This is a genomic window from Herbaspirillum sp. SJZ099, from assembly GCF_007828355.1.
Classification (GTDB): Bacteria; Pseudomonadota; Gammaproteobacteria; order Burkholderiales; family Burkholderiaceae_D; genus Herbaspirillum.
In genome coordinates this window covers 91,306-104,232 of record NZ_VIUO01000003.1, presented here as the reverse complement: position 1 = coordinate 104,232, position 12,927 = coordinate 91,306, and the positions used below count along the sequence as shown (strand labels likewise).

The 12,927-nt window shown below is 62.2% G+C and carries 18 protein-coding genes; 7 read left to right on the top strand and 11 right to left on the bottom strand.

All coding sequences use genetic code 11. The features are described from left to right. Positions 1-128 precede the first annotated feature (128 nt). Positions 129-743 carry a glutathione S-transferase family protein gene (locus tag FB597_RS08325; protein ID WP_141914372.1) on the top strand — a complete coding sequence of 205 codons (615 nt, stop codon included), beginning with the start codon at positions 129-131 and terminating at the stop codon, positions 741-743. An 85-nt stretch (positions 744-828) separates the two neighbouring features. On the opposite strand, the gene bfr is transcribed toward FB597_RS08325, so the two are convergent. The 4 genes from bfr to FB597_RS08305 all read right to left on the bottom strand — a co-directional run bounded on the left by bfr (position 829) and on the right by FB597_RS08305 (position 3,494). Further along, positions 829-1,308, bottom strand: coding sequence for a bacterioferritin (gene bfr, locus FB597_RS08320; RefSeq protein WP_050468191.1), 480 nt, complete (start codon positions 1,306-1,308; stop codon positions 829-831). A 331-nt stretch (positions 1,309-1,639) separates the two neighbouring features. Further along, positions 1,640-2,056 carry a biopolymer transporter ExbD gene (locus tag FB597_RS08315; RefSeq protein ID WP_141914371.1) on the bottom strand — a complete coding sequence of 139 codons (417 nt, stop codon included), beginning with the start codon at positions 2,054-2,056 and terminating at the stop codon, positions 1,640-1,642. Then, positions 2,056-2,787 (bottom strand): MotA/TolQ/ExbB proton channel family protein, encoded by a 732-nt coding sequence (locus FB597_RS08310; protein ID WP_144769154.1) that lies wholly within the window; start codon positions 2,785-2,787, stop codon positions 2,056-2,058. The genes FB597_RS08315 and FB597_RS08310 overlap by 1 nt, the downstream gene beginning before the upstream one ends. 29 nt (positions 2,788-2,816) lie before the next feature. After that, positions 2,817-3,494, bottom strand: coding sequence for an energy transducer TonB (locus tag FB597_RS08305; protein ID WP_255517117.1), 678 nt, complete (start codon positions 3,492-3,494; stop codon positions 2,817-2,819). Between FB597_RS08305 and FB597_RS20475 the strand changes: the two genes are divergently transcribed. Next, the gene (locus FB597_RS20475; protein ID WP_255517139.1) at positions 3,427-3,576 is read left to right on the top strand and encodes a hypothetical protein; all 150 of its coding nucleotides are present in this window, start codon (positions 3,427-3,429) and stop codon (positions 3,574-3,576) included. The two genes, FB597_RS08305 and FB597_RS20475, sit on opposite strands and share 68 nt — an antisense overlap. Here the strand turns inward: FB597_RS20475 and FB597_RS08300 are convergent. From FB597_RS08300 to FB597_RS08280, 5 genes are all read right to left on the bottom strand, one after another. Next, positions 3,528-3,755: a bacterioferritin-associated ferredoxin gene (locus FB597_RS08300; protein WP_144769150.1), complete on the bottom strand. Its 228-nt coding sequence runs from the start codon at positions 3,753-3,755 to the stop codon at positions 3,528-3,530. The genes FB597_RS20475 and FB597_RS08300 overlap by 49 nt on opposite strands. A 30-nt stretch (positions 3,756-3,785) precedes the next feature. Next, positions 3,786-4,109: a hypothetical protein gene (locus FB597_RS08295; RefSeq protein WP_141914367.1), complete on the bottom strand. Its 324-nt coding sequence runs from the start codon at positions 4,107-4,109 to the stop codon at positions 3,786-3,788. A 99-nt stretch (positions 4,110-4,208) separates the two neighbouring features. Continuing rightward, the gene (gene hemP, locus FB597_RS08290; protein ID WP_141914366.1) at positions 4,209-4,397 is read right to left on the bottom strand and encodes a hemin uptake protein HemP; all 189 of its coding nucleotides are present in this window, start codon (positions 4,395-4,397) and stop codon (positions 4,209-4,211) included. 205 nt (positions 4,398-4,602) lie between these two features. Then, positions 4,603-5,709 carry a tRNA 2-thiouridine(34) synthase MnmA gene (gene mnmA, locus FB597_RS08285; RefSeq protein ID WP_144769148.1) on the bottom strand — a complete coding sequence of 369 codons (1,107 nt, stop codon included), beginning with the start codon at positions 5,707-5,709 and terminating at the stop codon, positions 4,603-4,605. Between the two features lie 27 nt (positions 5,710-5,736). Then, positions 5,737-6,234, bottom strand: a complete 498-nt coding sequence (locus FB597_RS08280) for an NUDIX hydrolase (RefSeq protein WP_141914364.1) — start codon at positions 6,232-6,234, stop codon at positions 5,737-5,739. Positions 6,235-6,400: 166 nt separating this feature from the next. On the opposite strand from FB597_RS08280, the gene FB597_RS08275 reads away from it, so the two are divergent. The 5 genes from FB597_RS08275 (at position 6,401) to FB597_RS08255 (ending at position 10,566) form a co-directional block, all read left to right on the top strand. After that, positions 6,401-7,516 carry a Re/Si-specific NAD(P)(+) transhydrogenase subunit alpha gene (locus FB597_RS08275; protein WP_141914363.1) on the top strand — a complete coding sequence of 372 codons (1,116 nt, stop codon included), beginning with the start codon at positions 6,401-6,403 and terminating at the stop codon, positions 7,514-7,516. Positions 7,517-7,646: 130 nt separating this feature from the next. Next, positions 7,647-8,009, top strand: a complete 363-nt coding sequence (gene panD / locus FB597_RS08270) for an aspartate 1-decarboxylase (RefSeq protein WP_050468199.1) — start codon at positions 7,647-7,649, stop codon at positions 8,007-8,009. A 55-nt stretch (positions 8,010-8,064) separates the two neighbouring features. Continuing rightward, positions 8,065-8,394 (top strand): NAD(P) transhydrogenase subunit alpha, encoded by a 330-nt coding sequence (locus FB597_RS08265; RefSeq protein ID WP_141914362.1) that lies wholly within the window; start codon positions 8,065-8,067, stop codon positions 8,392-8,394. Continuing rightward, the gene (locus tag FB597_RS08260; protein ID WP_141914361.1) at positions 8,391-9,830 is read left to right on the top strand and encodes an NAD(P)(+) transhydrogenase (Re/Si-specific) subunit beta; all 1,440 of its coding nucleotides are present in this window, start codon (positions 8,391-8,393) and stop codon (positions 9,828-9,830) included. Before FB597_RS08265 ends, FB597_RS08260 begins: the two co-directional genes overlap by 4 nt. 469 nt (positions 9,831-10,299) lie before the next feature. Further along, the gene (locus tag FB597_RS08255; RefSeq protein WP_144769146.1) at positions 10,300-10,566 is read left to right on the top strand and encodes a hypothetical protein; all 267 of its coding nucleotides are present in this window, start codon (positions 10,300-10,302) and stop codon (positions 10,564-10,566) included. A gap of 15 nt (positions 10,567-10,581) precedes the next feature. Here FB597_RS08255 and FB597_RS08250 read toward each other — a convergent pair whose 3' ends face one another. Together FB597_RS08250 and FB597_RS08245 are read right to left on the bottom strand one after the other, a co-directional pair. Next, positions 10,582-11,085 carry a MarR family winged helix-turn-helix transcriptional regulator gene (locus FB597_RS08250; protein WP_141914359.1) on the bottom strand — a complete coding sequence of 168 codons (504 nt, stop codon included), beginning with the start codon at positions 11,083-11,085 and terminating at the stop codon, positions 10,582-10,584. Further along, entirely contained in the window at positions 11,063-12,850 is a 1,788-nt protein-coding gene (locus FB597_RS08245; protein WP_144769144.1) for an acyl-CoA dehydrogenase, read from the bottom strand. The genes FB597_RS08250 and FB597_RS08245 overlap by 23 nt, the downstream gene beginning before the upstream one ends. Between the last annotated feature and the right edge of the window lie 77 nt (positions 12,851-12,927).

The window sequence follows — 12,927 nt, the reverse complement described above, 5'->3', positions numbered from 1 at the left end:
TTTACCATCCGCCGGCTATCCGGCCCCAGTTTTGCGGGCTTGTTGCTTTCCGGCCGGCCGGGGCGGGCGCCTGAATTTGAGCCCAAGTCCGAATGCTATAATCGCTGCGGATAATTACACTAAAGACTATGCTGAAACTCATTGGCTCTTACGCCAGTCCGTTCGTGCGCAAGGTACGCGTCGTAATGGCTGAGAAAAAAATCGATTACGAACTCATCCTGGAAGATGTCTGGAGCGCATCGACCACCATCCAGCAAAGCAATCCGCTGGGCAAGGTGCCTTGCCTGCTGATGGACGACGGCGGCGCCATGTTCGATTCGCGCGTGATCGTCGAATACCTCGATACCCTGACCCCGGTCGGCAAGCTCTTGCCGACCAACGGCCGCGAGCGTGCCGAGATCAAGTGCTGGGAAGCGCTGGCCGATGGCTTGCTGGATGCCGCAGTGCTGGTGCGCCTGGAAAAGACCCAGCGCCCCACCAAGCAGCAGAGCCCGGAATGGATCAAGCGCCAGTGGAGCAAGGTGGAGGCGTCGCTCAAGGCGATGGCCGATGGCCTGGGGGACAAGCCGTTTTGCGTCGGCAACCACTACAGCCTGGCCGACGTCGCCGTCGGTTGCGCTTTGGGCTGGCTGGCTTTCCGTTTCCCCGATCTGACGTGGCGCGAAGACTATCCGGAGCTGGCCCGCCTGTTCGACAAGCTGTCGGAACGGCAGTCGTTCAGGGATACGGTGCCGCAGGTCTGAACCCGGAGCGGCGCGCAGGCGCCGATGGATGTAAAAAAACGCGCTTCTGGAAGCGCGTTTTTTTATGGCAGGCCATCCGTCAGGCTTACTCGCTGGCCGGGGACATCTGGCTTTGCAGGTAATTCTGGATGCCGACTTTCTCGATCAGGTCCAGCTGGGTTTCCAGCCAGTCGATATGCTCTTCGGTATCGTCCAGGATCATCTGGAACAGTTCGCGGGAGACATAGTCGCCGTGCTGTTCGCAGGTGGCGATGCCTTCCTTGACGGTCTTGTGCGCAGCCTTTTCCAGCTTCAGGTCGCACTCGATCATTTCCTTGGTGTTCTCGCCGATCATCAGCTTGTGCAGCGCCTGCAGGTTGGGCAGGCCGTCCAGCATCAGGATGCGGTCGATCAGCTTGTCGGCATGCTTCATTTCGCCGATCGACTCGGCGTATTCCTTGGCGCCGATCTTGTCCAGGCCCCAGTGCTTATACATGCGGGCATGCAGGAAATACTGGTTGATTGCGGTGAGCTCGTTTGTCAGTTGCGCATTGAGCAACTTGATGACAGCTGGATCGCCTTTCATGGGAACCTCTGAATTCGTTGGTAGATGAAGAAGCCGCACACAGGAGCCGGGCCAATGGGCCGAGGACGCGCGGCGGCAAGAACGGACGCATCATAGCGCAGGCCTTTTGTTTCTTCATCATTAATTAGCGCGAATCATTCTTGTCATAATTCTTCGTTGCTTTGCGCAAGCAGGCGAAGAGCGCCGGTCGCCGGGTTGGCGCGATGCGCCCGGAGCGGGAAAAAACAAAGCCTCCATCGCATCACGAGGGAGGCTTTGCCTGGTGTCGGCGATGGCCAGGCTGCAGGGCATCGCCGACTTGTCGCGCTTGTTTCTGCGCTTGCTGCCGTGTTTACTTCTTGTCCGGCTCCGTGACGAAACCGATCTTGGTCAGGCCGCCGGATTGCGCGGCGGACATCACCTGGGCCACCTTTTCATATTGCGTGGTGCGTTCGGCGCGCAGGTGCAGTTCGGGTTGCGGTTGCTTCTGGGCGGCGGCGGCGATACGCAGGCCCAACTGGTTGCTGTCGATCTTTTCTTCATTCCAGAATACCGCGCCGCTGGCGTCGATGGAGAGGTTGATACTTTCCGGCTTGACCTCATCCGGCTGGCTGCTGGCCTTGGGCAGGTCGATCTTCACCGCATGGTTCATCACCGGGATGGTGATGATGAAGATGATCAGCAGCACCAGCATCACGTCGACCAGCGGCGTGGTGTTGATCTCCGGGTTGAAATCGTCGTCCGAATCGGACAGGGAACCCATGGCCATTACGCTCTCCCGACGGCGGACAGTTTGGCCTTACCGCCGTTTTTTTCCGATTCTTCCGAAGCGGTGCGCGAACCGGTCACGAACAGGGCGTGCAGGTCGAAGCCGAACTTGTTCAACTTGGCGATGATGGTCTTGTTGCCGCGCACCAGGGCGTTGTAGCCGAAGGTGGCGGGAATCGCCACGGCCAGGCCCAGCGCGGTCATGATCAGCGCTTCGCCGACGGGGCCGGCGACCTTGTCGATGCTGGCCTGGCCGGTGGTGCCGATCGACACCAGCGCGTGGTAGATGCCCCAGACAGTGCCGAACAGGCCGACGAACGGGGCGGTCGAGCCGACCGACGCCAGCACGGCCATGCCGGCCTGCAGCTTGCCGGAGGCTTCATCGATGGCCTGGCGCAGCGACAGGGTGACCCAGTCGCTGACCGACAGCTGGTCGTGCAGGTGGCCCTTGTGGGCGGTGTGGTGGCTCATCGCGGTGACGCCGGCACGGGCGACATCGGCGAACGGATTGTCGTCGCCCAGCGTGGCCACGCCTTCGGGCAGGCTGGTGGTGTCCCAGAACTGATGGCCGGCGGCGTCCGATGCCTTGGACAGGCGCAGCAACTGGATCGCCTTGGTGACGATCACGTACCAGGATGCGATCGACATGGCCACCAACAGGACGGCAACGCCCTTGGTCACGAAATCTCCTTGAGCCCAAAGGCTTTCCAATCCGTACGGACTAACTTCCATGATGACTTCCTTTGCTACTGTTTGTGAGTTTATGAATTGAGTTTGAAGGCAATGCTGCCGGTGGTGGCAACGACGATGGCGCGGCCATCCTCGATATAGGGCTTATACACGGCGCGCATGACGGCGCGGCGCGCTTCCTCGTCCAGCCGGGGATAGCCGGAAGACTTGATGATTTCCACCTTTTCGGCGCGACCGCCGGTATTGACGGTCACCTTGAACTGCACCACGCCTTCTTCGCCCATGCGTTTGGAGACGGCCGGGTAATTCACCCGCGGCGGTTCAATGTATTCGATGCCGGAGGTGATCTGCTTGGGCAAGACGGGACCGGGCGGCGCCGCCGGCGCCGGGGCGGGCGCTGCTGCTGCCGGGGGAGAAGGTTCGGCCGGCTGCGGCGGTTGCGGGGGCGCGGTGATGGCGGTCGGGGCCGGCGCTTGCGTGACCGGTATCGGTGGTGGCGGGGTGATGTTTTTCTTGACGGTCTTGACGACCTTGGGCGGCGTCGGCTCTGCCTTGGGCGGGGCCGGTTCCGGCGCTTTTTCCGGGACGATGAAGGTGGCGATCACTTCTTTGGGGATGGCGCTGGCGACCTGGTGGACCAGGCCGCTTTGCAGGGCCCAGAAAAAGGCGATGTGCAAAAGGATGATCAGCCCGAGCGGGCCGATTTTTCGTGCCTGGCGCATCAATGCGCTGGGGGGGCTGCTATTCATAACAGGTGGCGAAATTGCGTTCATGAATTTGGCTTATGCCGCCGCCATCGATGCATGGAACATGATGGGACGCGCATTTTGATGTGTCTGGGAGGCATTGTTGAGACATTCGCGCAGGACGTGCTTGGCGCAAGAGTGACATTTGCCGCAGCACGTGCCAACGCCGAGTTGCGCGCGCAACTCGGCCATGGATGTCAGCCCTGCATCGACTGCTTGGTGAATCTTGCCTTCTGAAACATTATTACAAACACATACGATCATTGTACGCCTTGCCGCCTGCTGTATCAGGCCTTATGCGGATCGCGCTCCTGCGACGATACGCGTGAAGAATTTGAACTTTTCCGGCTGAGGCATCGTACGTTCCACGACATTGCCCCATTGTTCCGAGAGCTGCTGGCAAGTCGCCCGCAGCACTGGCGCCAGGTTGGGCAAATCCGCCAGGGCTTTCAGGTGACGCTCAATGACTGACGCCAGTTTGACGCAGCTTTGGGTTTCCTGATGGTTGTTGGCGGTGTAGTGGGACATCAGATGCAAGACGGCTGATACCAGAAGTTCGGGCTGGGCCGGCGCACCGTTGGGTTCCATGAAAGCAGAATTCATTTTGTCGGTAACCATCAAACTCTCCTCACTTGGCTAGCTTTGCTGGCTGAACGTCAGAATGGCCTCAACGTTGGCTGGCTTGTTTGTCCACCTTGCGCTTCGATTGCAACGGCGTTACGCCGTCAGAATCAGCTTGTTCAATTGCGTCAGGCGCAATTTGTAAATTCGACCGCCATGGTCGATTTCCAGTTCGCGCATCTGACGGAACAGGTCCGTGCTCTTGATGCGGGTGATCGGAGTACCGTTGGCAGTCGTGCTTGGCTTGTTACGACGGTCCACGCCCTGTTCGTGCAGTTGGCTCATAACACCTCCTATTAAATGCGAACAATTCTTATTTAGATTATTTGTCATTTGCGGCCAGAATGCAAGTCCTTTTATCAATGAGATTGATTATTTTTATCGACTGGAGATTTCCTTGTGGCAATGCCGATGAATTTTCTTGTTGAAAAGAAACGCCCCGCTGGCGTTTCCGCTGCGGGGCGTGTTTTTGTTGGCTTTAAGTAATGTATCAGGGCGTGGCGTTGCCGCTTTCGATAATGCCGCCGCCCAGGCAGATGTCGCCGTCATACAGCACGGCGGATTGGCCGGGGGTGACCGCCCATTGCGGCGTGTCGAAGCTGAGCGAGAATTGCCCGGCGCCAGCGGCGAAACCGCAGGGCACGTCGGCCTGGCGGTAGCGCGTCTTGGCCGACAGTGCTTCCTGCTGCGGGGCGCTGCCGGCGACCCAGCTGACCTGGCCGGCCGACAGCGTGGGCGACAGCAGCCAGGGATGGTCATGGCCTTGCACAATATATAAGGTGTTGTTTGCCACATCCTTGCGCGCCACGTACCAGGCGTCGCCGTGGCCATCGGCATTCTGGTGCGCCTTCAGGCCGCCGATGCCGATGCCCTTGCGCTGGCCCAGCGTATAGAAGGAGAGGCCGACGTGCTCGCCCACGGTGTCGCCGTCGGCGGTCTTGATCGGGCCGGGCTGGTACGACAGGTAGCGGTTGAGGAACTCGCGGAAAGGGCGCTCGCCGATGAAGCAGATGCCGGTCGAGTCTTTCTTTTTGGCATTGGGCAACTGCAATTGCTCGGCGATCTTGCGCACCTCGGTCTTGTGGATTTCACCCAACGGAAACACGGTGCGCGAGAGCTGCTCCTGGTTCAGCCGGTGCAGGAAGTAGCTCTGGTCCTTGCTGGCGTCGACGGCCTTGAGCAGTTCGAAGCTGCCGGCCTGGTTCTGGCGCACGCGTGCGTAGTGGCCGGTGGCGATCAGGTCGGCGCCCAGTTTCATCGCGTGGTCGAGGAAGGCCTTGAACTTGATCTCGGCATTGCACAGCACGTCCGGGTTGGGCGTGCGGCCGGCCTGGTATTCGCGCAGGAATTCGGCGAACACGCGATCCTTGTATTCGGAGGCGAAGTTGACCGCCTCGATGTCCACGCCGACCACGTCGGCCACGCTGACCGCGTCGATCCAGTCTTCGCGCGTCGAGCAGTATTCCGAATCGTCGTCATCTTCCCAGTTCTTCATGAACAGGCCGATGACTTCATAACCCTGCTGCTTCAGCAGCCATGCCGAAACCGACGAATCCACGCCGCCCGACATGCCGATGACTACTCTTTTCTTACTCATGATGATATTGCTCGCAAGTGGCGGGAATCAATGTCCATGGTCTGCCAGGCTGCCGATCGCGCTCGGATCGGCGTGCAGCAGTTCCAGCGGCGCCCGCTGGCCGCGCAGGTAGTCGTCCACGCAGCGCAGCACCAGCGGGCTGCGGTGGCGTTCGGCACAGGCCGCCAGTTCGTCGCGCGTCAGCCAGACGGTGCGCAGGATGCCTTCATCGAGCGCGCGATCCAGCGGCTCGCCCACGCTGCCGGCGAAGGCGAAGCGCAGGTAGGTCACGCTCATGCCGCCGCGCGAGGACGATACGTTGCGCGACAGATAGGCGCCCACCAGCGCCGTCGGCGCAAAGACCCGCGCGGACTCTTCCAGCGCTTCGCGCACGACCGCGTCCAGCAAGGATTCGCCCGGCTCCAGGTGCCCGGCCGGCTGGTTGATGCGAATGGCGCCGCCGCTTTGCTCTTCGACCATCAGGAAGCGGCCCTGCCGTTCGACGATGGCGGCGACGGTGACCGAAGGTTTCCAGACTTCAGACATTGATTACCTCGTGAATCCGACATTTTACCGCGTCGCGCCAGACTCTTCAGCGCAAAGCCCCGCCGCAGGCGGATTCCCTGCCTACCGTAATGTCCTAGTAAAGTTATTGGGTTTCAAATTTTGTCGTGTAAGATTCGGGTAAGAATCAACAAAACAGGAGCTTTGAATGAGGATAGGTATTCCCGCCGAAAGTCGGGATGGAGAAACGCGTGTCGCGGCAACTCCGGAAACCGTCAAGAAACTGGTGGCCGCCAAACACGAAGTCATGGTCCAGTCGGGCGCGGGCGTGAAGTCCAGCATTCCCGATGAAGCCTATGTCGCCGTCGGCGCCAGTATCGGCAGTGCCGACGCCGTCTATACCGCAGAAGTCATTCTCAAAGTGCGCGCCCCGAATCAACAGGAGCGCGCGCAGATCAAAGCTGGAACTGTTGTGGTCGGCATGTTGAATCCCTTCGATGCCGACAACATCGCGGCCATGGCCGGCGCGGGGCTGACCGCCTTCGCGCTGGAAGCCGCACCGCGCACCACCCGTGCGCAATCGATGGACGTCCTGTCCTCGCAAGCCAATATCGCCGGTTACAAAGCGGTGATCATGGCAGCCAACACGTACCAGCGTTTCATGCCCATGCTGATGACGGCCGCAGGCACCGTCAAGGCGGCGCGCATGCTGATCATGGGAGCCGGTGTGGCCGGTCTGCAGGCGATCGCCACCGCCAAGCGGCTGGGCGCGGTGATCGAGGCGTCCGACGTGCGTCCGGCGGTCAAGGAACAGATCGAGTCGCTGGGCGCCAAGTTCCTCGACGTGCCGTTCCTGACCGACGAGGAAAAGGAAATCGCCAAGGGCGTGGGCGGCTATGCGCGCCCGATGCCGCCCGACTGGATGAAGCGCCAGGCCGAACTGGTCCACGAGCGCGCCAGGCAGGCCGACATCATCATCACCACCGCGCTGATCCCGGGCCGCAAGGCGCCGGTGCTGATCAGCGAGGAAACGGTGAAGGCGATGAAGCCAGGTTCGGTGATCCTGGACATGGCGGTCGACCAGGGCGGCAACTGCCCGCTGTCGGAACCCGGCAAGACGGTCATCAAGCACGGCGTGCACATCATCGGCGAAGGCAACCTGGCGGCCCTGGTGGCGGCCGATGCATCGGCCCTGTATGCGCGCAACGTGCTCGACTTCCTGAAGTTGATCATCGACGGCGAAGGCAAGCTCACGATCAACCGCGAAGACGACATCGTCGCCGCCACGCTGTTGTGCAGCGGCGGGGAAGTCCTGCGCAAATAAAGGGCCCCGCGTGCGCGTTGCGGCGATGGTTGCCGCACGCGTGCGCGGTTTCCATTGCGCTACCTCGCTATTTCGCTATCCCGATTACGCGCCGGCACGACCGGCGCATGCATTACAAGGAAAGAAACACATGCAACGCATCATGCTGCGCGCCAAGATCCACCGCGCAACAGTCACCCAATGTGACCTCAACTACGAAGGCTCCTGCGGCATCGACGAAGACCTGCTGGAGGCAGCCGACATCCGCGAGTTCGAAAAAATCGAGCTGTACAACGTCAACAACGGCGAACGCTTCTCCACCTACGCTATCCGCGGCAAGCGTGGCAGCGGCGAGATCTCCCTCAACGGCGCGGCGGCACGCCTGGCCCACCTGGGCGATCTGCTGATCATCTGCACCTATGCACCCATGACCGATGATCAGGTTGCGCAGTACAAGCCCAAGGTCGTCTTCGTCGACGACAAGAACCGCATCACCAGCCTCAAGGCCATCTGACCCCAGCGATCTGACCCGCGATGCCAACATCGCGCAATAACGAGAGGAACAACAAATGGAAGTCAGCCATACCATCATCAACCTGATCATCTTCGTGCTGGCGATCTACGTCGGCTACCACGTGGTCTGGACCGTCACGCCGGCGCTGCACACGCCGCTCATGGCGGTCACCAACGCCATTTCGGCGATCATCATCATCGGCGCCATGCTGGCCGCCGGCCTGACCGAAGGCCCGGTGGGCCGCATCGCCGGCACGCTGGCCGTGGCACTGGCCGCGGTCAATGTGTTCGGCGGTTTCATGGTGACCCAGCGCATGCTGGAAATGTTCAAGAAGAAAGAACCCAAGGCCAAGGCCGCGGCAGACAAGGCGGGAGCATCAGCATGAGCCTCAATCTCGTTACCCTGCTGTACCTGGTCGCTTCGATCTGCTTCATCCAGGCCCTGAAGGGCTTGTCCCACCCGGCTACCGCGCGCCGCGGCAATGCCTTCGGCATCGCCGGCATGACCATCGCCGTGCTGACCACGCTGGCCCTGATCGTCAGGCTCAAGGGCGAAGGCGCCAACGCCACCGGCGACATCGGCTATGTGCTGGTGGCCGCCGGCGTGATCGTGGGCGGCGGCATCGGCGCCTATCTGGCGCGCAGCGTCGAAATGACCAAGATGCCGGAACTGGTCGCGGCGATGCACTCGCTGATCGGCCTGGCCGCGGTATGTATCGCGGTCGCCGCCGTGGCCGAACCGTGGGCGCTGGGCATCTCGGCGCATGGCGCACTGATCCCGGTGGGCAACCGCGTCGAACTGTTCATCGGCACGTTCGTGGGCGCCATCACCTTCTCCGGTTCGGTGATCGCGTTCGGCAAGCTCTCGGGCAAGTACAAGTTCCGCCTGTTCCAGGGCGCGCCGGTCAACTTCTCGGGCCAGCATTTCCTGAACCTGTTGCTGGCGCTGGCCATGATCGGCTTTGGCATCATCTTCGTGCTCACCCAGAACTGGCTGCCCTTCATCATCATGGCCGCCATCGCCTTCGTGCTGGGCGTCCTGATCATCATCCCCATCGGCGGTGCCGACATGCCGGTGGTGGTCTCGATGCTGAACAGCTACTCGGGCTGGGCCGCGGCCGGCATCGGCTTCTCGCTGAACAACCCGATGCTCATCATCGCCGGTTCGCTGGTGGGCTCTTCCGGCGCGATCCTGTCCTACATCATGTGCAAGGCGATGAACCGTTCGTTCTTCAACGTGATCCTGGGCGGTTTCGGCGGCGAAGCGGCAGCGGCGGGTGGCGGCGAACAGCAGCAGCGTTCGGTGAAATCCGGTTCGGCCGACGACGCCGCCTTCCTCATGGGCAATGCCGAGACCGTGATCATCGTCCCCGGCTACGGCCTGGCGGTGGCGCGCGCGCAGCATGCGCTCAAGGAACTGACCGAGAAGCTGACCCACAAGGGCGTGATCGTGAAATATGCGATTCACCCGGTGGCGGGCCGCATGCCGGGCCACATGAACGTGCTGCTGGCCGAGGCCGAAGTGCCGTACGACCAGGTGTTCGAGATGGAAGACATCAACAGCGAGTTCGCGCAGGCCGACGTGGTGCTGGTGCTGGGCGCCAACGACGTGGTCAACCCGGCCGCCAAGGATCCGAAGTCGCCGATCGCCGGCATGCCGATCCTGGAAGCCTACAAGGCCAAGACGGTGATCGTGAACAAGCGCTCGATGGCGGCCGGCTACGCCGGCCTGGACAACGAACTGTTCTACATGGACAAGACCATGATGGTCTTCGGCGACGCCAAGAAGGTCATCGAGGATATGGTCAAGGCAGTGGACTGAGTTTTGTCCCGCGACGAGCGACGTCGTCGCGCATCAGGACGGCACGCCGCAATAGCCGGTGGCAACTGAAGCAGGCGGGTGGAGCAGGGCAGCGCTCCGCCCGCCACCGCTCCACTTCGCCGCCTTGCTGCCGTGTGCGGCGCGGCGCCTGGGGCGGATTGCCGTCCGCTTTCCCTCCCCGATTTTCCCCGCCGCTTTTCCCCCTTTTTTTCCTCCGCTTTCTCCGAAAAAACGCCAGTGTTCCCCCTGGCCGGGTTTGCCGTATTCGATGTCGATACGGATGAAAAATGATTGTTTTGATAATAATTATCGAGCGTCAGCCACGCATTTTTTCAGAATGTGCAATAAAGCATTGCCAGCCGCCCGGTTTTTCTTGTGCGATTGCCTGATTAAACTTCCAGCATGTGGATGAAGTTAGGTAAATGGATTCGCAATGAGCAGGATCCGCTTGCATTCACGGGGATAAATCATGAATACCATCACACTGGGAAAACTGGGACTGGCCATCGCGCTTCTGGGCGTAGCCGCCGGAGCGGGCGCAGCAGAAGACAAGGCCGCCCTGCCGGCCGAAGCCGCCGGGAAAACGCTGGTAAAGCAGGTTCAGCCGGGCGGGCAGGAAGCACGGGCCACTGCAGCCGCATCCGGGCTTACGCGCGAGCAGGTCATCGAAGAACTCAAGCAGTACCAGCGCGAACACGCCAATCCCAGCTATAGCGAACTGGTGTTCCTGCGCTGACCGATCCGGCGATGGCTAGGGCGTCGGGGTGCGCCCATCGGGCATGAAGATCTTCTGCAGCAGCGCGATCAGTTGCGCGCGTTCGGATTCGCTGAGCGCTTCGGTGGCTTTCAGTTCAAGTTCGCTGGCCGTTTTTTCCGCCTTCACGCACATGCGCATGCCGGCGGCGGTCAATACCAGCACCTGCGAGCGGCGATCCTGCGGATTGCGCTGGCGCATCACCAGGCCGCGCTGTTCCAGGCGATCCAGCAAGGTCGCCAGGTTGGGGGGCGAGACGTTGATGGCTTTGGAAAGGCGCTTCTGGTTGATGCTGGGATTGGCCTTGAGCAGACTCAGCACCGTGAAGTCGACCGGACGCAGCTCGAACTTGGCCATGCGCTTTTCGAAGAGCGGCATGATGGTGATGTAGGCGCGCCGGCAGTTGTAGCCGACCAGGTCCAACAGGACCTGTTGGTCCAGCGGAGCGCTTTCCGGCGATTCGTCGTCGGGGTCGAAGTCAGCCGGCTTCTTGGGCAGCATGATGATGTCGGTCGGAGAGAATAGCCGGAACGCCAGTTGACAGGCAGCCGTCGACGACGTCGAACAACTGCAGCACTTCCGGAAACACAAAGGCAAAATAATAGCATGCGGCATCCCGCTTGCCGTTGTAGTACGCAGGGTTGCAATCCAGCGCCGCAAGCGCCCGCAGCGCGGCGCGCAGCCACATCCAGCCCAATGCCAGATGTCCCGTCAGGCGCAGCATTTCATCGGCCAGGAAGTAAGGCAGCGACGGATTGCTTGCCATGCCGACGGCGATATCCGCTGCCGCTTGCCGCAGCTTTTGCGCGGCCTGCAGCAGCAGCGATGCCTGCTGTTCGAATGCGCCCCCGTCGGCGCGCCGCGCATCGGCTTGCACCAGCGCCACGAAATCCTCCGGCCGGCGGCCATCGTCGGCCAGCACTTTGCGCAGCAGGAAATCGATGCCCTGAATCTCGTTGCTGCCTTCGTAGATCATCGTGATGCGGGCGTCGCGCAGATATTGCTCGATGCCGCTCTCGACGATATAGCCATGCCCGCCGAACACTTGCAGCGCGCGGCTGGCGCATTGGAATCCCTGCTCGGTCAGGAAGGCCTTGACCACCGGCGTGATGAATTCCAGCCGATCGCGGTGGCGGCGTCTTGCGTCTGCATCCGTATCGTGTTCGGCCAGGTCCAGCAGCAATCCGGTCCAGCAAGCCAGCATGCGTCCGCCTTCGATGCGGCAGCGTTGCTCCATCAGCAGCTTGTGCACCGCCGGATGCAGCGCGATCGGATCGGCCGCCTGGGCGCCGGCCGGGCGTACCGGCGCGCGCGACTGGCGCCGCTCGTGCGCATAGGCCAGCGAACGCTGCCATGCCGCTTCCGCCAATCCCAGCCCTTGGACGCCGACGTGCAGGCGCGCCGCATTCATCATCACGAACATCGCCGCCAGCCCGCGTCCGGCCTCGCCCACCAGCCAGGCTTGCGCCTGCTCGAAGCGCAGGCTGCAGGTGGCGCTGCCGCGGATGCCCATCTTGTGTTCGATGCCGGTGCACTGTATGCCGTTGCGGCTGCCGTCGGGCAGCAGCTTGGGCGCCAGGAACAGCGACAGGCCTTTGCTGCCCGGCGCGGCGTCGGGCAGGCGCGCCAGCACCAGGTGGACGATGTTGCCGGTAAGGTCGTGTTCCCCGCCGGAGATGAAGATCTTGTCGCCGCTGAGGCGGTAGCCGCCGTCGTCGCCCGGCGCGGCGCGCGTGCGCAGCAGGCCCAGGTCGCTGCCGGCATGCGCTTCGGTCAGGCACATGGTGGCCAGCCATTCGCCGCTGGCGATCTTGTCCAGGTAGGCCTCGCGCAGTGCCGGCGAACCATGCGCGGCCAGGCAGGCATAGGCGCCGTGCAGCAGGCCCGGATACATGGTCCAGCCGTGGTTGGCCGCGCTCAGCATTTCATAGAGCGCGCAATCGAGCACCTGCGGCAAGCCCTGCCCGCCATGCTCGGGCGCGCAAGCCAGCGCCGGCCAGCCGCCTTCGCAGAAGCGCGCATAGGCGCCGGCGAAACCGGACGGCGTCGTCACCGCGCCTTGCTCGAAGCGGCAGCCCTCGCGGTCGCCGCTGGCATTGAGCGGCGCGACCACATTGGCGGCGAAGCGGCCCGCTTCTTCCAGTATCTGCATCATCAGCTCGCCATCGAACCCGGCGTGCGCAGGCAAGGCGCGCAAAGCCTGCGGAGCCTGCAGCACCTCATCGAGCACGAAAGCGAAGTCGCGCAGCGGGGGCACATAATTCATCGTCGTTCCCCGGACGGCCAGGTTGGGCAGGCGGCGGGCGCCGCCGCTGGAAAACCGGGGGCGATCGGCGCCAGGAA